Raw genomic sequence first — 20,296 nt, forward strand, 5'->3', positions numbered from 1 at the left:
TTAAATCATTATGTTGTTATAAATAAAGGGGAGGAAGAACAGATGAAAATTACGTCTTTTGATTTTTGGCAAAAGTTCGGGAAGGCATTATTAGTTGTTGTAGCTGTAATGCCAGCAGCGGGCTTAATGATTTCCATCGGGAAGTTAATTGGGATGTCTGCTGGGGATATTAACGCAGTTCATACAATTGCTCGCGTAATGGAAGACATCGGTTGGGCAATTATTACAAATTTACACATTTTATTCGCAGTAGCAATTGGGGGATCTTGGGCGAAGGATCGCGCAGGTGGTGCATTTGCAGCACTATTAGCATTCGTCTTAACAAATAGAATTACAGGAGCTATATTTGGCGTAAACGCTCAAATGTTAGCGGATTCAAAAGCAACAGTTTCTTCATTATTAGCAGGAGATTTAGTTGTAAAAGATTACTTTACTTCTGTACTTGGTGCACCAGCATTAAACATGGGAGTTTTCGTAGGGATTATCACAGGTTTCCTAGGAGCTACTTTATATAACAAGTATTATAACTATAATAAACTGCCACAGGCATTAGCATTCTTTAATGGAAAACGATTCGTACCATTCGTTGTAATTGTTTGGTCTACAGTCACTGCGATTGTATTATCACTTTTATGGCCGTTTATCCAAAGTGGATTAAATGAATTTGGTCGTTGGATTGCAGCATCTAAAGATAGTGCGCCAGTTGTTGCGCCATTTGTATATGGAACTTTAGAACGTTTATTATTACCATTTGGATTACATCATATGTTAACGATTCCGATGAACTACACAGAGCTAGGCGGAACATACACGATGTTAACTGGCTCAAAAGCTGGACAAATCGTAGCGGGACAAGATCCATTATGGCTTGCATGGATTACAGATTTAAATAACTTATTAGCAAATGGAGATACGAAAGCATATAACGATTTATTAAATAACGTTGTGCCAGCTCGTTTCAAAGCAGGACAAGTTATCGGCTCAACAGCAGCACTAATGGGGATCGCGTTTGCGATGTTCCGTAATGTTGATAAAGAAAAACGTGCAAAATATAAACCAATGTTCTTATCAGCAGCATTAGCAGTATTCTTAACAGGTGTAACAGAGCCAATCGAATTCATGTTCATGTTTATTGCTCCAGTATTATATGTTGTATATGCAATTACAACAGGGCTTGCATTCGCATTAGCAGATTTAATTGATTTACGTGTTCACGCATTCGGATTTATTGAGTTAATTACACGTACACCAATGATGGTTAACGCAGGTCTAACAAGAGATTTAATCAATTTCGTTATCGTTTCATTAGTGTTCTTCGGTCTTAACTTTACATTATTCAACTTCTTAATTAAAAAGTTCAATTTACCAACACCAGGTCGTGCGGGTAACTATATTGATAATGAAGATGAGTCATCAGAAGGAACAGGAAACGTACAAGATGGTTCATTAGCAACAAAAGTTATCGATTTATTAGGTGGAAAAGAAAATATTGCTGACGTAGATGCTTGTATGACACGTTTACGTGTAACAGTAAAAGATTTAGATGTTGTTGCACCAGAAGCACAATGGAAACAAAATGGTGCTTTAGGACTTATCGTAAAAGATAAAGGTGTACAAGCAGTATATGGCCCGAAAGCTGACGTATTAAAGTCAGACATTCAAGATATGTTAGGTGCGTAATAATATGAAATTGCTAACTTTAAATTGTCACTCTTGGCAAGAAGAGAATCAAATTGAAAAAATAAAGTATCTTGCTAAAGTAATTCAAGAAGAAGATTATGATGTGATCGCATTGCAAGAAGTAAGTCAGTCTATACAAGCTGAAAATGTATGCGGTAACAAGAAAAAAGATAATTTTGGACTTTTACTGCTAGAAGAGTTAAGAGCATTAAATGTAAAAGAATACAATATTATTTGGGATTTCTCTCATATTGGATATGATGTGTACGAGGAAGGATTAGCAATTATAACAAAGCACAACATTGTAAAGGAAGATACGTTCTTTATCTCAGAAAATAAGGATACAACGTATTGGAAAACACGCAAAATTGTAAGTGCAACAATTGCTTATAATGATAAGAATATAACGTTTTATTCTTGCCATCTTGGCTGGTGGAATGATGAAGAAGAATCATTCAAAGACCAAGTTGATCGTTTAATGGAGCGTGTAAATAGCAATGAACTTTCCTTCTTAATGGGTGATTTTAATAACAATGCTCGTTTGGAAGGAGAGGGTTATGAGTATATGATGCAAAAAGGTTTATATGACACATATGAACTAGCGATAGAGAAGGATGAAGGAACAACTGTCCAAGGTGAGATTGCTGGTTGGGATGAAAATAAACATAATTTGCGAATCGATTTAATATTGTGTAACCAAAGTAAAACAGTTTATTCTTCAAAAGTTATTTTTAATGGCACAAACCGAAATGTAATTTCAGATCATTTCGGTGTAGAGATGCAATTAGACATATAATAGAAGAAATCCTCACAGATTATAAAAAGCTGTGAGGATTTTTTAATGAATACAAGTATTTCCAAGAGAAAATACTTGTATTTTTTATGACATTTCCTATATATTTGTTATTACTGAATGTAAAACCAATTTGGTCATTTTGTATTCATGTTTTCACTTACTTCGTTATATAATGAAGTAAGTGAAATATTTAATAGGGAAAATAATGCATTTTCGTTTAATCCACGATGTAGAAAGTGATATAATTGCAAAATGTATGTATCATTTTCTAAAGAAGGAAAAATATATAATTAGGTGATAACTTTTATGAAACAAATTTGGCGTATTTATAAGACAGATTTACGGAATGTAGCCAAACATTGGGCTGCAATTGTTATTGTTTTAGGGTTAATGATTTTACCATCGTTATATGCATGGTTTAACATCAAAGCTTCTTGGGATCCTTACGGAAATACGAAAGGAATCCAGATTGCAGTTTCTAACCAAGATGTTGGATCAAATTTAAGAGGGAAAGATATTAATATCGGGAAAGAAATTGTAGATTCACTTAAGAAGGACAAAAATTTCGGGTGGAAGTTTGTTGATGAAAAGCAAGCAATTTATGGAGTAGAGCGTGGAGATTATTCCGCAAGTATTACTATTCCAAAAGATTTTTCTGAAAAGATTGCAACAGTCTTGAATGAAAATCCACAGAAGCCGGAAATTGATTACTATGTAAATGAAAAGGTGAATGCCATTGCACCGAAGATTACAGCTAAAGGTGCATCGGGTCTTACAGAAGAGGTTAGTAAAAACTTTGTTAAAACAGCAAACGGTGAGATTTTTAAAATCTTCAATGACCTTGGAATCGATTTAGAAACAAACTTACCGAGTATCGAGAAAGTAAAAGATCTTGTATTTAAGTTAGAAGCGCAGTTCCCAGAAATGAATACACTTATGGATAAGGCGTTAGATGATGCAACTCGAGCAGAAGATGTTGTGAAAGTAGCGCAAAAAGAGCTGCCAGTTGTAGAAAGTGTTATGAATGATGGTCAAGAAGCGTTAGGGAATTTAGATAAGTTCTTTGCAAACAACGATCAAACATTGCAAAATGCTCCTGGGACAATGAGAAATAATTTAACTGTAGCAAAAGATGTAATGGATAAAGCAAATGCTGTTACGAACTTTTTAATGAACCCAGGGGTAGACCTTTCTGGTATGAAGGGATTACCTGAGTTTCCAGCGCGTCCGGATCTTTCAAAGTTGAATGATGAAGGTTATAAAAATATTGCAAGAAATCTTAATCAAACAGTGAATAATGTTTTAAACTCGGCGCGTGCAGGAACATCATACGGGAAAAGTGTTGTAAACGGATTACAAAATGGCCAGTTTGATCCGGAAAAGGCAAAGCAAGATCTTAATGCGGTTTCTGAGAATCTTCAAGGTCGTACAGATAGTGTTGCGTACCTTATCAATGTATTTACTGAACTTCAAAAATCGGCTACGACTGATTTTGGTCAAAGCTTTTTCCAAGGGCGAGTGGATCGCTTAACTAAGCTGAAAAGCGGTATGGAAAATGCAAATAACGGTATTAAAGATATTGTAAATGTTATTGGCACAGGACAAGAAGTAAAGAAAGATGTAACAGATGCAGCAAATCAAAAATTAGATGCAGCAAATGGATTAATTGATCAAGCTGAAAAAGATTATAATGAAACATTTGTAGCAGATTATAAAAAAGCAGTTAGCACAGTTGATCAAGCGAAAGCTGATGCAAATGAAGCATACGACACTGTGAAAAATGAATATGATAAGGCAAAAAATACTTTTGAAGGTGTTATAGCAGACGTAAATAATAGAGGTGTTAATGGATTAGATAGCACAAAAGTAGCTTTAAACGATTTAAATGGTCAATTACAAGCTACTAAGAATCTAATTGGTGATGCGATTCCGGTTCTAGAAAGCACAAATAAGGTATTAGCAGATGTAAATAGTGACAAAAACCTTAATAATGGAATTGCAAAATTGAATAAAGCACAAAATACTGTTCAAAAAGGTATAGATGCAACGAATAAGGCAACTACACTAATTAACAATGGACAGAAGCCTACAAAAGAGGTTGTAGAAAGTATTAATGAAGCAACTAAAAATGCTTCAGCTCAATTAGGAGATTTCTTAGCAACATATGATTCAGAAATCGTTCCAAACTTTAACACAGCAATTGAGCGTACGAAACGTATGTCTAAAAACACAACTCAAATTTTAAGCGAAGCAGACAAAAAGCTTCCAGATGTTAAAAAATTACTAGAAGATTCATCAAAAGGCTTAGTAGACGGTAGAAAGAAATTAGCAGACATTAAAGCTGAAATGCCGGAGACTGAGAAAAAGATTAAAGAATTAGCAGATAAAATTCGTGATTTTGAATCTGAAGAGGATATAAAAGACATCATACGCTTATTAAAGAATGATGTTGAAAAGCAAAGTGACTACTTTGCAAATCCAGTAAATTTAAAAGAGAATAAATTATTTGCAATGCCGAACTACGGTTCAGCAATGTCACCATTCTATACAGTGCTTGCATTATGGGTAGGCGCATTATTAATGGTTTCGTTATTAACGGTAGAAGTACACGAAGAGGGCGCGAATTATAAGAGCCATGAAGTTTACTTCGGACGTTTATTAACATTCTTAACGATAGGTCTTTCACAAGCGTTTATCGTATCAATGGGAGATATATTCTTACTCGGTACGTACGTAGTCGATAAGTTCTGGTTTGTGTTATTTAGTTTATTTATCGGTGGAGTCTTTGTTTGTATCGTATACTCACTCGTTTCTATTTTTGGAAACGTTGGGAAATCGATGGCGATTATTTTACTTGTACTACAAGTAGCAGGATCGGGTGGTACGTTCCCAATTCAAATGACACCACCATTCTTCCAAGCGATTTATCCGTTCTTACCATTCACATATGCAATTAGTGCAATTCGTGAAACAGTTGGCGGAATGCTTTGGGATATAGTAATAAGAGATTTACTTGTGTTAAGTGTTTTCGTAGTAGTTATGATTATTGCTGCGTTATTACTGAAAACACCAATTAACAAATCGAGTGAAAAGTTTGTTGAGAACGCAAAAGGAAGTAAAATTATTCATTAAAAATAAAAGGTTCCTACCGATAGTGGTAGGAACCTTTTTGTTTAATCAAATTTTAATTTCTTTAATGCTTCTGCGAATGGATTGTTTAATGGTTCTTCTTCTTTGTTCTGTTGTTTCATATATTTTTGAACGTCGCGCTTATCAGCTTTGCTGCCGGATTCTTTTTTACGTCTCTCTTGGAATGTAGAAAGTTTCTCACGATAGCCACATTTACATGCGAAAATTTGGCCCGCTCCTTCACCACGTAGTTCTAGTTTCTTCTTACATTGCGGACAACGAGCGTTTGTTGTACGAGATACATTTTTACGATGACCACACTCACGGTCTTGGCAAACGAGCATTTTACCTTTTTTGCCGTTTACTTCTAACATCGGTTTACCGCAGTCTGGACAAGACTTCGTTGAAATGTTGTCATGTTTATATTTTTTATCACTCGATTTAATTTCAGCAACAATTTCTTTCGTATAGTTCTTCATTTCTGAAATGAATACTTCTTTCTTTAATTTTCCTTTAGCGATAGCTTCTAACTTTTGCTCCCATTCACCAGTTAGTGTAGGAGATTTCAGTTCTTCTGGCACTAAATCAAGTAACTGACGGCCTTTTGAAGTAATATGAATATCTTTACCACGTTTTTCAAGTAAGAACGAATTGAATAACTTGTCGATAATATCAGCACGCGTTGCTACAGTACCTAATCCACCAGTTGACTTTAACGTGTCAGCAAGTTGTTTGTTTTGCGTATCCATGTATTTTGTTGGGTTTTCCATCGCTGAAAGTAATGTTGCTTCATTAAAGCGTGCAGGTGCTTTCGTTTGACCTGATGTTTGGACAATTAGTTTTATGTTTAATGTATCGCCTTTTTCGATTCGAGGTAAGATTTGTTCTCTTACATCATCGATTGCATCATCATCTTCAAATCGATTTTCATAAACCTCTTTCCAACCAGCATGTAAAATCGTTTTTCCGCGTGCGATGAACGTTTCGTCACCAATTTTCGTGCGCAATGTTAGTTGTTCATATTCAAAGACCGGGAATAAAACAGCTAAGAAACGTTTTACAACTAAGTCATAAATTTTACGTTCTTTATCTGTGAAAGCTGAGAAGTTTACATAGCTCTCTGTTGGAATAATTGCGTGATGATCACTTACTTTACTATCATCAACAAATGATTTATTAGATTTTACAGGTTTCTGCAATACTTTATGTGCTAAAGGACGGTATTCTCCAACTCCACAAGCCTTCAGACGCTCTGGAAGTGTTCCGACAATATCAGATGAAATATAGCGTGAATCTGTACGAGGGTACGTTAAAACTTTATGCTGTTCATATAATTTTTGCATAATGTTTAATGTTTCTTTCGCAGAGTAACCAAATATTTTATTCGCATCACGTTGTAGCTCAGTTAAATCGTAAAGACCAGGAGCGAACGATTTCTTTTGTTTTTTATCAATGTCTACAACAGTAGCGTTTTGTTTACTAATTTTGTTCACGATTGCATCAATTTTTTCTTTATTAAAGCTACGGCTATTTCCTTTTGTATCTTGCCAAGTTAGCTTTAATCTCTCAGCTGTTTGAGCTTCGATACCATAGAAAGTTTGAGCTTTGAAATGTTTGATTTCATCTTCACGGCTTGCAATCATGGCTACAGTAGGTGTTTGAACACGACCACAATTTAGTTGGGCATTAAAGCGAGTAGTTAATGCTCGAGTCGCATTAAGCCCGATATACCAGTCAGCCTCTGAACGTGCGACAGCCGAAGCATATAGATTTTCATATGCTTTTCCTGGTTTTAAATTTGCGAAGCCATCTTTAATTGCTTTATCGGTAACAGATGAAATCCATAGACGTTTAATCGGTTTCTGCATTTTAACTTTATCGATAATCCAGCGTGCGACCAACTCTCCCTCACGACCGGCGTCAGTAGCTATAATGATTTCATTTACATCTTTTCTAATAAGCTGACTTTTCACAGCGTTAAACTGTTTCCCTGTTTGTTTAATAACTGTTAGTTTTAAACGCTCCGGTAGCATTGGTAAATCTTCTAAATTCCACTGTTTGTATTTTACATCATAGCTTTCTGGATCAGCTAATGTAACGAGATGACCTAAAGCCCAAGTAACAATATATTTACTACCTTCAAGATAGCCGTTCCCTTTTTTATCACATTTCAGTACACGTGCGATATCACGTGCAACAGAAGGTTTTTCAGCAATTACAATACTTTTTGCCATATTTAAAAACATCCTTTCAAATTTCCATACGTTAAATATAGCATACATCTTTGTTCTATTCAGTCTCGCGGAAGGTTTGAGTTATTTGTGATGAAATATACCGGGGAGAGTTTTACTTATGTAAATAAAAGATTTATATAAATATCAGATTTTAAAGGGTATCCATTGACATTGTAAATGAATTTTATTTTTATTATATAAAGGCGAAAAATGGTTGAACCAGGAGAGTTAAGATCTCTATCATTCTTAAAAGGAAAGAACTTGTTATTTTATTAGAATAAGAGTAGACTTTGAAGTAGATGAATAAGTAACACATGGGAGTTTGTGGATGCAAACTGAGAGTATGACTAATCCGTCATTGACCATTTGAACCTGTTGGATAATGCCAGCGTAGGGAGAGTGTAAAAGCACATGTTCAGGCACTTTGCGTACGCGCAAAGTGCCTTTTTGTGTATCTCCCATCATTATAGTTAGGGGATGAGAAGGATGAATATGAAAGAAATTAGTAAAGTAGTGGATTTGGTGAGAGAGTCTAATCCGCTCGTTCATAATATTACAAATGTTGTTGTAACAAATTTTACAGCTAACGGTTTGTTAGCGTTAGGGGCATCGCCTGTAATGGCGTATGCAAAAGAAGAAGTAGCGGAAATGGCTAGCATTGCTGGAGCGTTAGTATTAAATATGGGGACACTTCGTCCTGAAGAAGTAGAAGCAATGTTGCTTGCTGGTAAATCAGCAAACACGAATGATGTACCAGTATTATTTGATCCAGTTGGTGCAGGCGCAACTTCTTATCGGACAGAAGTTGCGAGACATATTCCGGCTGAAATCGATTTAGCGATTATCCGCGGAAATGCAGCTGAAATAGCGAACGTTATTAATGAAAGATGGGAAATTAAAGGGGTAGACGCCGGTGCTGGAAATGGCAATGTAGTAAGTATTGCAAGGCAGGCAGCAGACGAATTGAATACAGTTGCGGTGATTACTGGAAAAGAAGACGTTGTTACAGACGGAGAGCGAACTATTCTTATTCGAAATGGTCATCCCATTTTAACGAAAGTTACGGGAACTGGTTGTTTACTAACTTCTGTAATAGGAGCATTTGTAGCAGTAGAAAAGGATTATGTAAATGCAGCAGTAGCGGCATTAACTTTTTATGGTGTAGCTGCGGAACTGGCAGCTGCTAAGACAGTGGAAAAGGGACCTGGTAGTTTCCAAATTGAATTTTTAAATCAGTTAGCGAATACAACTTCAGATGATATTGAGAAGTATGGGAAGATTGAGGTTATACAGTAAGGAGGGGAACTAGATGTCGCGTATTACAATGGATAAAATGTCTAGGTTATTACCAGTATATTTTATTATGGGAAGTAACAATTGTACGAAGGAGCCAATACAAGTATTGAGAGATGCACTTGAAGGCGGTATAACAATTTTTCAATTTCGTGAAAAGGGGGAAGGCGCTTTAACGGGAGAGAAACGTATTTGTTTCGCAAAAGAACTACAAGAAATTTGTAAGGAGTATGGTGTACCATTCATCGTAAATGATGATGTGGAACTAGCTCTTGAGTTAGATGCAGATGGCGTGCATGTTGGACAAGATGATGAAGGAATTACTTCTGTTCGTGAAAAAATGGGAGATAAAATTGTTGGTGTATCTACCCATACAATTGAAGAAGCATGCTGGGCAATTGAAAACGGAGCTGATTATTTAGGTGTTGGCCCTATTTTCCCAACGAGTACGAAAAAAGATACGAAAGCAGTTCAAGGAACGAAAGGTTTAACCCACTTTAGAGAACAAGGAATTATGATACCGATTGTTGGTATCGGTGGGATTACGATTGAAAATACCGCTTCGGTTATAGAAGCCGGTGCGGATGGTGTCTCTGTTATTTCTGCGATTAGTTTAGCGGAATCTGCGTATGAGAGTACGAAGAAGCTAGTAGAGGAAGTAAGTAAGAGTTTGTAGAAAAATGCTATGTAGTATTAAAACGCTACATAGCTTTTTGTTTGTTTTTGATATTAAAAATTAGAAATAGGGAGGAGATTGTTTGAAACGGAATAGGTTTGTAGAGTTGCAAAATGAGTTGTTTCGTTTATTTGAAAAAGGGGAATTTGATGCCGTTTATAGATGCATAGATGAAACGAAAAGGGAGTTTCCTGAAAGAATGGATAAAACGAGTTTTTGGCAAGCTTGTGCATATTCAGTGGAAGGTAAGCATGAAGAGGCAATTGCTATTCTTAATGAAGCCATACAAAGGGGAATTTGGTGGAACCCATATACACTCATGCATGATGAAGATTTAAAAGGATTACAGGATAAAATAGATTTTAAGCCAATAGTCAAAAAGTGCGAAGAGATTTTGAAGGGGCATCAGATGATGAGTCAGTCAAAATTATTTACTTATGGAAATGAAAAAGCGCAGGCAGGTATATTTTCTTTACATTGGAGAGGATCAAACATAAATGATTTTGCACCATATTGGTGTGAAGAAGAAATACTACGTGAGTATATGTTAGGTTTTTCTCAATCCTCACAAATATATGGAATGAATTCTTATAGCTGGGATAATCATGAGATAGCTATAAAAGATGTTATGAAAAGTTTTAATGATTTTACAAATAAATATAACTTGGAAGATATCATCATCGCGGGAGCTTCTCAAGGGGGGAATATAGCAATAGAGTTAGCGTTAAAGAATATGTTAGCGACTCAAAAGTTTATTGCGGTTATACCTGCTATTCGAGATGTAGAGGCAATTGAAAGTATCGTTATATCGAATGATATAACGAATGTGAAAGGATATATTGTCACGGGAGATAAAGATCAATTTTATGAAAACACACTTCAAGTAATGTCTATGTTCGAGAAATATAATGTGAACTGTAAATTAATTGTGAGAAAAGGATTAGGTCATCTTTTCCCAGAGGACTTTACACAAATAGTAAAGAACATAATGGAAGAATGGACGGTTAAAAATATTTAAACAAACGTTTGATTAAAAAAGCACAAACCCTTTAAAATTGTAGGTTTGTGCTTTTATTTAAAACATAATTGAAATTAAGAGCATTCCAATTCCAATAGAAGTGAATGTTGCAATTAGGCCCGGAATCATAAAGCTATGATTTAATACATATTTACCGATGCCTGTTGTACCAGTGCGGTCAAAGTTAATTGCAGCAACGATTGTCCCGTAGTTTGGAATGAAGAAGTATCCATTTACTGCAGGGAACATTGCAATTAGTAAAGCTGGTGGAATACCAAGTGATAGTCCAAGTGGCATTAAAGCACGAACTGTTGCTGCTTGGCTATACAGTAAAATAGATAGAATGAATAATGCGATAGCAAATAGCCATGGTGCACTAGTCACTAAGTGCTGAATTGATCCTTGAATCATATTTAAGTTTCCGTTAAAGAAAGTATCTCCCATCCAAGCGATACCGAAAATAGCAACAACTGCTGTTGCCCCCGCTTTAAAGACGTTACCAGACACAATGCTTTCTACATTTGGTTTACAGAAAATAATAATAAGAGCTGCAATAGTTAACATAACCATTTCAATTGTGTTTGGCATGGAAAGACGAGCTAACTTCCCGTCAACCATCCATCCCGGACGAAGAGCTTCAAATGAACCAAGAAGTACGACAAGGAAAGTTCCTACTAGGAAAAGGATAACTGATAATTTAGCACCTTTTACACCCACAAATTCTTTTTTCTCTTCAAGTTTAGGGATCATTCCCTCTTTTAATCGCTTCAAGTATTCAGGATCTTCATTTAATTCTTTTCCCATTTTACTAGCAACGAATGCAGCTACCATACAAGCGATGAAAGTAGAAGGGATGCTGACTTTTAAAATATCTAACAAGGTGATTTTATAGTCGGCTAACATTGCTAAAAGTGCAACTGTTGCAGCCGATATTGGACTAGCTGTAATTGCCTGTTGGGAAGCGATAACGGCAATTGACATTGGTCGTTCAGGTCTAATTCCTGATTCGCGAGATACTTCGGCGATAACGGGAATTACAGAATAAGCGACATGACCAGTTCCCGCGCATAGCGTGAATAAATAAGTAACAATAGGAGCAAAAAATGTAATGCGCTTTGGATTTTTTCGTAATGCTTTCTCAGCGAGATGGACAAGGTAATCCATTCCTCCAGCAGCTTGCAAAGCACCGGCAGCTGTAATTACTGCTAAAATCATAAGCATTACATCAATAGGAGGAGCTGTAGGTTGTAAGTGGAAGACGAAAACAAGTATTGCCATACCAACGCCACCCATTACTCCTAGACCAACTCCGCCTAAGCGTGCGCCAATAAAAATGCAGAGTAGTAACGTAAGAAATTGTAGCCAAAACATGATAAACTACCTCCGAAATTAGTAAGTTAAGATATATTCGAATAGTTTAATTTGAATGAAAATTAAATGAATATCCAGAATAATCCTTGTGTTGTATACGTTTTTTATTATATAACACAAGAAATGTAACATTCACGAACTTTGTTAAATTATTTCGAAAAAATAATACATTAAAACTTTATATTTACATCTTTAAATAGGTGGACATTTTAATTTTTGTGTTGTAATATTTGGAAGAGAATATTTTAATTCTCATAGAACTCCCATATCGTTCAACTCGTTCAGCGAGAAAGGCAAACTTATGGAAACATGAGGACGCAAAACTACAGGGGCTAAGGTCAAACGACTATGCTAGCCAGTTACCGGACGGATAGGGTTGGTCTTGACCAATGCTTTTTCATTGGTCTTTTTTTATTTATAAACAAATGAGAACTGTTATCATTTATTAATAAGGTTTATATTTTAATAGTTTTACTTTATATTAAGTTAATTAAGAAAGGTGATGTTAATGAAAAAATATTGGCACAAGCTATCATTTCTTCAAAAAAATGTATTGTTAACTGTGTCAGTTATTTTGACGCTTGTTGGTACTATGGGAGCGTTAAGTTTTAACATGTTTCAAAATAGTGTGATGTCTATATTTGAAAGGCATTCTTTTGAAACAGGAGATACGGTGTTACATAAATTAGACGCAGAAATATTGAGAGATGTTGCAAAAGACCCAACGGCAGAAAGAGAAAAAAGAGAGAAATTAACAGAGAAATTAGATGAATCAACGAAAGAATTGAACAGTGTTGGACAAACGTATGTTGTTGGAGCGAAAAAAAATGAAAAAGGTGAGTTACAAATCGTCGGTTTGTCTACAGGTTTAGCAAATGTTGTTGAAGTAAAGCCGGGAGACTATTATAAACAACCAGATCGTTGGATGAAAGCATATGATAAAGTAATGAGCACGAAAAAAGCAAATATGACAGAAGTATATGAAGACGAATTAGGATCATGGGTAACGATATTAGAGCCAATTAAAGATGGAGAAGATAATATTGTGGCAATTGTTGCAGCCGATGTAGATGCCTCTATTGTTCCTATTACAAAGGAAAAATTCATTGTACAAGGTTTAATGTTTATTTGTATTTCTGTTTTAATTGCAACTGTTATTCAATTCTTAATTGTACGTAACGCACTTGCTCCATTGCGAGATTTACGTGAAGGATTACGCAAAGTCGGTGAAGGTGATTTAAGTATTAAATTAGAGGAAAGACCAGATGATATTGGTATTATTAATGCGTATTTTAATAATACCATCGAGAAGTTTAAAGGAATTATAGATAAAGTGAAGCAGACAGCAGAACAGGTTTCTTCATCTTCACAAGAATTGTCAGTGAGTACGAAAGAGAATAGCATGGCAGTCCAAGGAATCGTAAGTTCTATGGTTGAGTTAAGAGCTGGCGCTCAGTCACAAGAAACTTCAGTACCACAGTATTTAGGTATTGTATGTGAAATGGAAGATAAGATGGAAGAGATAACGAATGCTGCAAAACAAATGGCGAAAGAGTCTGAAGGTATGGAGCATCACTCAGTAAAAGGAAATGGTGTTATTGAACAGACGATTAATCAAATGAACATAATACAAAATACAGTACAAGATTTATCTTCTATCATTTATTCTTTGGAAACAAGATCAAAAGAAATTAGTGATATTGTAACAGTAATTACAGGTATTTCAAATCAAACTAATTCGCTAGCTTTAAATGCTTCTATTAAAGCTTCGCGTGCTGAGGAAACCGGAAGGGGATTTGCGGTTGTTGCTGATGAAGTGCGTAAATTAGCAGAGCAGACGGAAGCATCAGCAAAAGATATAGCAAAATTAATAGGGGAAACACAAGCTGAAACGGAAGAAGCTGTTGTTTCAATGCAGAAAGCTTCAAAAGAAGTAGAATCTGGAATTAAACTTGTTCAAAGTAGTGGTGCTTTCTTTGAAAAAATTTCAAAGTCAGCACAATCTGTTACAAATCAAGTTAGAGTTGTTTCTAGCAATTCAAGTGATATATTGCATAATAGCCAAAATATTGTTCGTGTTGTAAATGAACTATCACTTATCGCAAATACGTATGCGAATAGTAGTAATATTGAAGAAAGCATGAAAGAACAGGAAATGTCTGTACAAGATATTGCTGAATTAGCTAGTTCTTTAAGCTGGCTTTCACAGGAGTTACAAGAGTTAATTGGGGAATTCAAAAGTTAAATGAAATGATTATACATGCTTTTGTTTGTTCAATAAAATAAATCATGCTACAATGAAAACGAATTAAGAACCGGGGAGCCAATTGGCTGAGAGGATGTAAGTATACATCGACCCTCAACCTGATCTGGATAATGCCAGCGTAGGGAGTTACTTTAAAGTGATGTAGCATAAGTTATTATAGAATAACTTGTATACAAGGCTTTCCTACATGGTAGGAAAGCCTTTTCTTTTTTTGAAACATATTTTGTAAGGGGGATTTTATTATGTCACAACAAGTTACAATTTCATTTTCAGTAGTACCACAAGCGAAGAACAAAGATGTGTATTCCGTTGTTGATAAAGCAATTGAAGTTGTACAACAATCGGGAGTTCGTTATGAAGTAGGAGCAATGGAAACAACGTTGGAAGGAGAATTAGATGTACTTCTTGACGTCATTAAACGCGCGCAACAAGCTTGCGTCGATGCTGGAGCAGAAGAAGTAATCACTTCTATTAAAATTCACTATCGTCCAAGTACGGGCGTAACGATTGACGAAAAAGTTTGGAAGTACCGTGATGAATATGCAAAACCAGAAGCGATCTAAAATAATTACAACAATTTGGCTGATCCTTCTCATTGCTATATGGGAAGGATCTGTTTCATTATTTAAAATTGAGCCGTGGATTTTACCAAAGCCGTCAGCAATTGTGCAAGAGTTAATTGGAATGAAAGATTTACTATTACCGAATACGGTGCAAACGTTACAGGAAGTAATAATTGGGTTGCTTTTTGCAATTATACTTGGGACGAGTATTGCTATCATTATGGATGTTATCCCTTTATTTCGGATTTTAATGAATCCGTTGCTCGTTATTTCGCAAACAATTCCAATCGTTGTGCTCGCACCATTATTTATTATTTGGTTTGGGTACGGAATGTTGCCAAAAGTAATGGTTGTTATTCTTGTTTGTTTCTTCCCAATTGCGCTTAGCATTTTAGAAGGTTTCCAAACGGTAGATAAAAATATGCTGAAGTTGCTACAAACGATGAAGGCGACAAAGTGGCAAATTTATCAGAAAGTAAAATTTCCAGCGGTGCTCCCGTACTTTTTCTCAGGTTTAAAAATAGCTGTTACATATAGTGTGATGGGAGCGATTATTGGAGAATGGCTTGGAGCGAGTGAAGGATTAGGGGTTATGCTCACGAGAGCGACAAAATCCTTTTTAACAGCTCGTGTATTTGGTGTTGCAGCGATTATCGTTATGGTGACATTATGCCTGTACTTTATTGTTGAATTTATGGCAAGAATAACAGCACCATGGATATACAGAAAGGGTGGCAGAAAATGAAAAAAGGTTTAAAAATTATGTTAGCTGCATTATTAGCAGTTGGTGTTGCCGGGTGTAATCCGGCGAAGAAAGAAGAAAGTTCAAGTAAAGATAAAAAAGTAAAAGTCGTTTTAGATTGGTTTCCAAATACGAATCATACTGGCTTATATGTAGCGCAAACGAAAGATTATTACAAAAAGCAAGGGCTTGATGTAGAAATTATCCAGCCTGGTGATAATGTAACGGCAGAGCAGATGATTGCTTCTGGGAAAGCGGACTTTGCGATAAGCGCACAAGAAAATGTAACGTTAGCTCGTGTTGAAGGAATCCCAGTTGTTTCTGTTGGTGCAATTATTCAGCATAATACCTCTGCTTTTGCATCGCTAAAAAAAGATAATATGACGTCACCGAAAGATTTTGAAGGTAAACGTTATGGAGGCTGGGGAGGACCAGCAGAAGAAGCGACGTTAAAAACGATTATGGAGAAACATCAAGCTGATTTTAATAAAGTCGAAAAAATTATTCTTGGACAAACAGACTTCTTCAAATCAATCGGTCGTGATGCAGATTTCGAATGGATTTATTACGGATGGGATGGAATTGAAGCGAAGCGTCAAGGAAAAGAGTTAAATACGATTATGGTGAAAGACTTAGATCCAGCGCTTGATTTCTATAGTCCTGTTATTATTACAAGTGAAAAACATACGAAGCAAGATAAAGATTTTGTGAAAAAGTTTATGACTGCAACGACAGAAGGTTATGATTTTGCAATTAAAGAACCGAAAGAAGCTGCAGATATTTTAATTAAAGCTGTTCCAGATGTGAATAAAGAATTAGTGAAAGAAAGTCAAAAGTGGTTAAGTACAAAGTATCAAGATGATGCAAAAGCGTGGGGAGTACAGAAGGAAGAAGTTTGGACGAATTACATGAATTTCTTATATGACAACAAAGTTATTAAGAAGAAAATTGATGTGAAAGATGCCTTTACAAATGAATTCCTTCCAAGTGAAAAATGAGTGGATTATTAATAAAAGAGGTTGTAAAAGCTTTTGATGGAAAGAATGTATTAAAAAATATTAGTGCTTCTATACATGAGGGGGAATTCGTCTCTTTTGTAGGTCCAAGTGGTTGTGGGAAAAGTACTTTGTTAAATATGATTGCGAGTGTTGAAGAGCCAACGAGTGGAGAGGTATTTTATAACGAGGAACATGTGAAAAAACAAGATGTTGTAAGTTATATGCCGCAACAAGATTTATTACTACCGTGGCGATCAGCTTTGCAAAATATAGTACTTCCATTGGAAATCGAAGGGAAGTCTAAAAAGCAAAGGCTAGCAGAAGGAATGGAAGCATTAAAGCAGTTTGAGCTAGATGAATATGCGAATCATTATCCAGATGAGTTATCAGGTGGCATGCGTCAAAGAATTAGTTTCCTTCGCACATATTTATGTGAAAAGCCAATTATGCTGCTGGATGAGCCTTTTGGAAAATTAGATGCATTTACAAAAATGGAAGTACATAGTTGGCTTTTAAATTCTTGGCATCAAGAAAAGCAGACAATTGTTATGGTTACACATGACTTAGATGAGGCAATTTTACTTTCTGATCGCATATTTATTTTATCTCAAAGACCAGCATCAATTGTTGGAGAGGTACAAGTGAAGTTACTTAGGCCACGAACGATGGATATGTTAACATCACTTGAGTTAAAGAAGGATAAGGAAGAAATTTTAAGAGTATTAGCTCCTTACATGAAAAAATAGAAAAAAGTCTTTTAACAGCTTTTGGTATGATGACTGTTAAGAGGCTTTTTTTTTAGGAGGAGGAAAATGAAATCTATAGAAAAAATGGTCGATTCATTAACAGCTGATAATCTTGAAGAAGGAAAGGTTGTATTAAAAAATCATATTTTATTAATGAAGTATGGTATGGAGCATCACGAATTAAAAGAAGAATTTATATTTGGAAATCATTAACGCTAACCTTTACAAGGCCATACGCATTAGAAAAGATGTATAAATAAATTTACGCAGAATATGAAAAAACTGAGAAGGAACAAAAGAAAAAATAGAGAATAGAATATAAGAGAGTAGTTTATACTCTTAATATAACAAATTTTAAAGGAGTGAAAGGATAAAATGACTTTATCAACTGTTCTTCAAATGGTTTTAGCTTGATATGGGAGAAGTCTGCCCATTTTTAACAAATAAGCTAAATTGAAGACAGCAGGTAAAGAACCTTAATCCTTTCTTACGATAATATGTAATGGGTAAGGTGTATTCACCTTACCCATTTTTTATATGTATAACTAAATAAGGCTTTATACTGTTGTTCTCTCTATTTAGCTTATGGATCATAAGAAAAGGAGAGAGAAAAAATGAGTATATTAACAGTAGAAAATGTAAGTCATTCATATGGTGAGAAAACCATTTTATATAATACATGCTTTCGATTATTAAAGGGTGAACATGTTGGGCTAGTAGGGAAAAATGGAATTGGAAAATCAACATTATTACGCTTGTTAACAGGAGAACTTATACATGATGATGGGAAAATTGAATGGTTTCCACATGTGAAGATTGGCTTTTTACAACAACATATCGATTTGCAAGAAGGTATAACAATTGAAGAATACTTGCAGAGTGCGTTTTCTAATCTGTATGAGTTTGAACGTGAAATGTTAAAACTTACAGAAGAGATGGCTGGAGCAGGAGAAGTAGGGAAATTGTTAGTAAGGTACGGAGAGTTACAAACTATATTGGAGAATTCTAATTTTTATCAAATTCATACAGAAATTGAAGAAGTAGCAACTGGCTTAGGGTTGTTTGAAGTAGGAATGGAAAAGGATGTTTCAAAGTTAGGCGGTGGTCAACGGACAAAGTTATTACTTGGTAAACTCCTTTTAGAAAAAGCGGATGTTTTATTATTAGATGAGCCAACTAACTATTTAGATACACCTCATATAGAATGGTTGCAATCATATTTACAAATGTATGAAAAAGCTTATATTATCATTTCGCACGATGAAGTATTTTTGAACAATATTACGAAAGTTATTTACCATCTAGATGAGCGCACAATTAAGCGCTATGTAGGTGATTATAATAGTTTTGTGCGTAATTATGAACTGCAAAAGAAACAATTACAAGCAGCATATACGAAACAGCGAAAGGAAATTGCACATTTAGAGAGCTTTATTCAAAAAAATAAAATTCGTAAAGCGAAACAAGCAAAAAGTCGTGAAAAAGTATTAGAGAAAATGCAAAAGGTTGAAAAGGTTAACGATGTACCTCGCGCTCGTTTTGATTTTAATGTTTATACTGAGCCAGTGAGTCGTATATTACAGGTAGAGAAACTGAAAATTGGTTATGGTGAACCGTTATTTTCGGAATTGAATTTTCAAGTGAAAAAAGGGGAAAAGATTGCGATTATTGGTCATAATGGGATTGGAAAAACAACAATGTTAAAAACATTACTAGGACAAATAAAACCGTTAGGCGGTGCAGTTTCTATTGGGGAACGAGTAAAACCCGCTTATTTTGCACAAGAGGAATTTTCCTCAGAAATAACTGCACTAGAGAGAGTATGGGCAGGAAGGCCAGACATGACAAGAAAAGAAATCCGACAAGCATTAGCAAAGTGCGGATTGAAAGAAGAACATGTATTAAAACCTATTCAATTATTAAGTGGAGGAGAACAAACAAAAGTACGGTTATGCGAACTTATCGTAACTAAAAGCAATGTTTTAATTTTAGATGAACCAACTAACCATTTGGATATAGAGACTAAGAGGGCTTTACAGGAAGCGTTAAAACAATATAAAGGTACGGTTTTAATTGTTTCACATGAGCCATCTTTCTATGAAGCGTGGATAACGAAAATATGGAATATCGAAGAATGGAACGTTTAACAATATGAATAAAGAAAAGGCATTAGCTTTTATGAGCTAATGCCTTTTCTTTGTGATTAACATGATTTTCGAGAACTCTTCCATGAGAATTGTATGAAGAAGCACTCTTATGGTGCGCAGGAATATTACCGTCTTTTTATACATTATTAATTTTATATATCGTTTAAAAAATTTTCGGTGAATTTGCGGAGTCAATTTTGAATGACGTAGCAGGATGATGAAATTTCATGTAAAATAATAGTAAAAATATGTAAAGGAGGGGATAGTGTGGATGTGTTTTTGAACATTGCTGAGGAAAAAATTCGTCAAGCGATACGGAATGGTGATCTTGATAATATTCCGGGACAAGGAAAACCACTACAATTAGAAGATCTTTCAATGGTACCTCCAGAATTAAGAATGAGTTATAAAATCTTGAAAAATGCAGGCATGATTCCACCAGAAATGGAATTGCAAAAAGATATATTGAAAATAGAGGATTTAATCGCTTGTTGTTATGATGAAGCAGAGAGAAAAAAATTACAAGAAGAGTTAACAGCAAAAACACTACGCTTTCAGCAAGTAATGGAAAAGAGAAAGATTAAAGATAGTTCAGCATTTCGTATGTATCAAGATAAAGTGAAACTATAATCAGTGG

Annotated in this window: 16 protein-coding genes and 3 riboswitches; of the genes, 14 read left to right on the plus strand and 2 right to left on the minus strand. The window is 35.2% G+C overall.

Going from position 1 to position 20,296, the window contains the following annotated elements; translation table 11 throughout:
* Positions 1-42 precede the first annotated feature (42 nt).
* The 3 genes from BAU27_RS25575 (at position 43) to BAU27_RS25585 (ending at position 5,608) form a co-directional block, all read left to right on the plus strand.
* A complete protein-coding gene (locus BAU27_RS25575; RefSeq protein WP_071747265.1) occupies positions 43-1,680 on the plus strand; it encodes a PTS transporter subunit IIBC in 1,638 nt (545 codons plus the stop codon).
* A 4-nt stretch (positions 1,681-1,684) separates the two neighbouring features.
* Positions 1,685-2,476, plus strand: coding sequence for an endonuclease/exonuclease/phosphatase family protein (locus BAU27_RS25580; protein WP_071747266.1), 792 nt, complete (start codon positions 1,685-1,687; stop codon positions 2,474-2,476).
* A 306-nt stretch (positions 2,477-2,782) separates the two neighbouring features.
* Complete coding sequence (locus tag BAU27_RS25585) at positions 2,783-5,608, plus strand: YhgE/Pip domain-containing protein (protein ID WP_071772387.1); 2,826 nt, start codon at positions 2,783-2,785, stop codon at positions 5,606-5,608.
* 41 nt (positions 5,609-5,649) lie between these two features.
* Here BAU27_RS25585 and topB read toward each other — a convergent pair whose 3' ends face one another.
* Positions 5,650-7,839 (minus strand): DNA topoisomerase III, encoded by a 2,190-nt coding sequence (gene topB, locus BAU27_RS25590; protein WP_071772388.1) that lies wholly within the window; start codon positions 7,837-7,839, stop codon positions 5,650-5,652.
* 304 nt (positions 7,840-8,143) lie between these two features.
* Positions 8,144-8,253, plus strand: a riboswitch (TPP riboswitch).
* 72 nt (positions 8,254-8,325) lie between these two features.
* On the opposite strand from topB, the gene thiM reads away from it, so the two are divergent.
* The 3 genes from thiM to BAU27_RS25605 all read left to right on the plus strand — a co-directional run bounded on the left by thiM (position 8,326) and on the right by BAU27_RS25605 (position 10,826).
* Positions 8,326-9,135 (plus strand): hydroxyethylthiazole kinase, encoded by an 810-nt coding sequence (gene thiM / locus BAU27_RS25595; RefSeq protein ID WP_071747269.1) that lies wholly within the window; start codon positions 8,326-8,328, stop codon positions 9,133-9,135.
* 13 nt (positions 9,136-9,148) lie between these two features.
* Positions 9,149-9,808 (plus strand): thiamine phosphate synthase, encoded by a 660-nt coding sequence (thiE, locus tag BAU27_RS25600; RefSeq protein ID WP_071747270.1) that lies wholly within the window; start codon positions 9,149-9,151, stop codon positions 9,806-9,808.
* Positions 9,809-9,890: 82 nt separating this feature from the next.
* Entirely contained in the window at positions 9,891-10,826 is a 936-nt protein-coding gene (locus BAU27_RS25605) for an alpha/beta hydrolase (RefSeq protein ID WP_071747271.1), read from the plus strand.
* Positions 10,827-10,883: 57 nt separating this feature from the next.
* Here the strand turns inward: BAU27_RS25605 and BAU27_RS25610 are convergent, their stop codons facing one another.
* Positions 10,884-12,197, minus strand: a complete 1,314-nt coding sequence (locus tag BAU27_RS25610; RefSeq protein ID WP_071772389.1) for an anaerobic C4-dicarboxylate transporter family protein — start codon at positions 12,195-12,197, stop codon at positions 10,884-10,886.
* Positions 12,198-12,479: 282 nt separating this feature from the next.
* A riboswitch (cyclic di-GMP riboswitch) is annotated at positions 12,480-12,564 on the plus strand.
* Positions 12,565-12,705: 141 nt separating this feature from the next.
* Between BAU27_RS25610 and BAU27_RS25615 the strand changes: the two genes are divergently transcribed.
* The 8 genes from BAU27_RS25615 (at position 12,706) to BAU27_RS25650 (ending at position 20,289) form a co-directional block, all read left to right on the plus strand.
* On the plus strand, positions 12,706-14,442 hold the full coding sequence (locus BAU27_RS25615) for a methyl-accepting chemotaxis protein (RefSeq protein WP_071772390.1): 1,737 nt from the start codon (positions 12,706-12,708) through the stop codon (positions 14,440-14,442).
* A 61-nt stretch (positions 14,443-14,503) separates the two neighbouring features.
* Positions 14,504-14,605: riboswitch (TPP riboswitch) on the plus strand.
* Positions 14,606-14,705: 100 nt separating this feature from the next.
* Positions 14,706-15,026, plus strand: a complete 321-nt coding sequence (locus tag BAU27_RS25620; protein ID WP_000082898.1) for an MTH1187 family thiamine-binding protein — start codon at positions 14,706-14,708, stop codon at positions 15,024-15,026.
* Positions 14,998-15,771 carry an ABC transporter permease gene (locus BAU27_RS25625; protein WP_071747274.1) on the plus strand — a complete coding sequence of 258 codons (774 nt, stop codon included), beginning with the start codon at positions 14,998-15,000 and terminating at the stop codon, positions 15,769-15,771. The genes BAU27_RS25620 and BAU27_RS25625 overlap by 29 nt, the downstream gene beginning before the upstream one ends.
* A complete protein-coding gene (locus BAU27_RS25630) occupies positions 15,768-16,766 on the plus strand; it encodes an ABC transporter substrate-binding protein (RefSeq protein ID WP_071747275.1) in 999 nt (332 codons plus the stop codon). The genes BAU27_RS25625 and BAU27_RS25630 overlap by 4 nt, the downstream gene beginning before the upstream one ends.
* Complete coding sequence (locus BAU27_RS25635) at positions 16,763-17,512, plus strand: ABC transporter ATP-binding protein (protein WP_071772391.1); 750 nt, start codon at positions 16,763-16,765, stop codon at positions 17,510-17,512. Before BAU27_RS25630 ends, BAU27_RS25635 begins: the two co-directional genes overlap by 4 nt.
* 66 nt (positions 17,513-17,578) lie before the next feature.
* The gene (locus BAU27_RS32485) at positions 17,579-17,725 is read left to right on the plus strand and encodes a hypothetical protein (RefSeq protein ID WP_175546560.1); all 147 of its coding nucleotides are present in this window, start codon (positions 17,579-17,581) and stop codon (positions 17,723-17,725) included.
* A gap of 401 nt (positions 17,726-18,126) precedes the next feature.
* The gene (locus tag BAU27_RS25640; RefSeq protein ID WP_071772392.1) at positions 18,127-19,659 is read left to right on the plus strand and encodes an ABC-F family ATP-binding cassette domain-containing protein; all 1,533 of its coding nucleotides are present in this window, start codon (positions 18,127-18,129) and stop codon (positions 19,657-19,659) included.
* Positions 19,660-19,926: 267 nt separating this feature from the next.
* Positions 19,927-20,289, plus strand: coding sequence for a DnaJ family domain-containing protein (locus BAU27_RS25650; protein ID WP_071747278.1), 363 nt, complete (start codon positions 19,927-19,929; stop codon positions 20,287-20,289).
* The last annotated feature ends 7 nt before the right edge of the window (positions 20,290-20,296 follow it).

The sequence above is a fragment of the Bacillus sp. NH11B genome, assembly GCF_001884205.1.
Taxonomy (GTDB): Bacteria; Bacillota; Bacilli; order Bacillales; family Bacillaceae_G; genus Bacillus_A; species Bacillus_A proteolyticus.

What these genes read in the sequence shown, in the direction of transcription:
- BAU27_RS25630 (WP_071747275.1), top strand. Translation starts at nt 15,768, where the DNA reads ATGAAAAAAGGTTTAAAAATTATGTTAGCTGCATTATTAGCAGTTGGT.
- BAU27_RS25580 (WP_071747266.1), top strand. Translation starts at nt 1,685, where the DNA reads ATGAAATTGCTAACTTTAAATTGTCACTCTTGGCAAGAAGAGAATCAA.
- BAU27_RS25620 (WP_000082898.1), top strand. Translation starts at nt 14,706, where the DNA reads ATGTCACAACAAGTTACAATTTCATTTTCAGTAGTACCACAAGCGAAG.
- BAU27_RS25615 (WP_071772390.1), top strand. Translation starts at nt 12,706, where the DNA reads ATGAAAAAATATTGGCACAAGCTATCATTTCTTCAAAAAAATGTATTG.
- BAU27_RS25625 (WP_071747274.1), top strand. Translation starts at nt 14,998, where the DNA reads ATGAATATGCAAAACCAGAAGCGATCTAAAATAATTACAACAATTTGG.
- BAU27_RS25610 (WP_071772389.1), bottom strand. Translation starts at nt 12,197, where the DNA reads ATGTTTTGGCTACAATTTCTTACGTTACTACTCTGCATTTTTATTGGC.
- BAU27_RS25640 (WP_071772392.1), top strand. Translation starts at nt 18,127, where the DNA reads ATGAGTATATTAACAGTAGAAAATGTAAGTCATTCATATGGTGAGAAA.
- BAU27_RS25575 (WP_071747265.1), top strand. Translation starts at nt 43, where the DNA reads ATGAAAATTACGTCTTTTGATTTTTGGCAAAAGTTCGGGAAGGCATTA.
- BAU27_RS25585 (WP_071772387.1), top strand. Translation starts at nt 2,783, where the DNA reads ATGAAACAAATTTGGCGTATTTATAAGACAGATTTACGGAATGTAGCC.
- topB (WP_071772388.1), bottom strand. Translation starts at nt 7,839, where the DNA reads ATGGCAAAAAGTATTGTAATTGCTGAAAAACCTTCTGTTGCACGTGAT.
- BAU27_RS32485 (WP_175546560.1), top strand. Translation starts at nt 17,579, where the DNA reads ATGAAATCTATAGAAAAAATGGTCGATTCATTAACAGCTGATAATCTT.
- thiE (WP_071747270.1), top strand. Translation starts at nt 9,149, where the DNA reads ATGTCGCGTATTACAATGGATAAAATGTCTAGGTTATTACCAGTATAT.
- thiM (WP_071747269.1), top strand. Translation starts at nt 8,326, where the DNA reads ATGAATATGAAAGAAATTAGTAAAGTAGTGGATTTGGTGAGAGAGTCT.
- BAU27_RS25635 (WP_071772391.1), top strand. Translation starts at nt 16,763, where the DNA reads ATGAGTGGATTATTAATAAAAGAGGTTGTAAAAGCTTTTGATGGAAAG.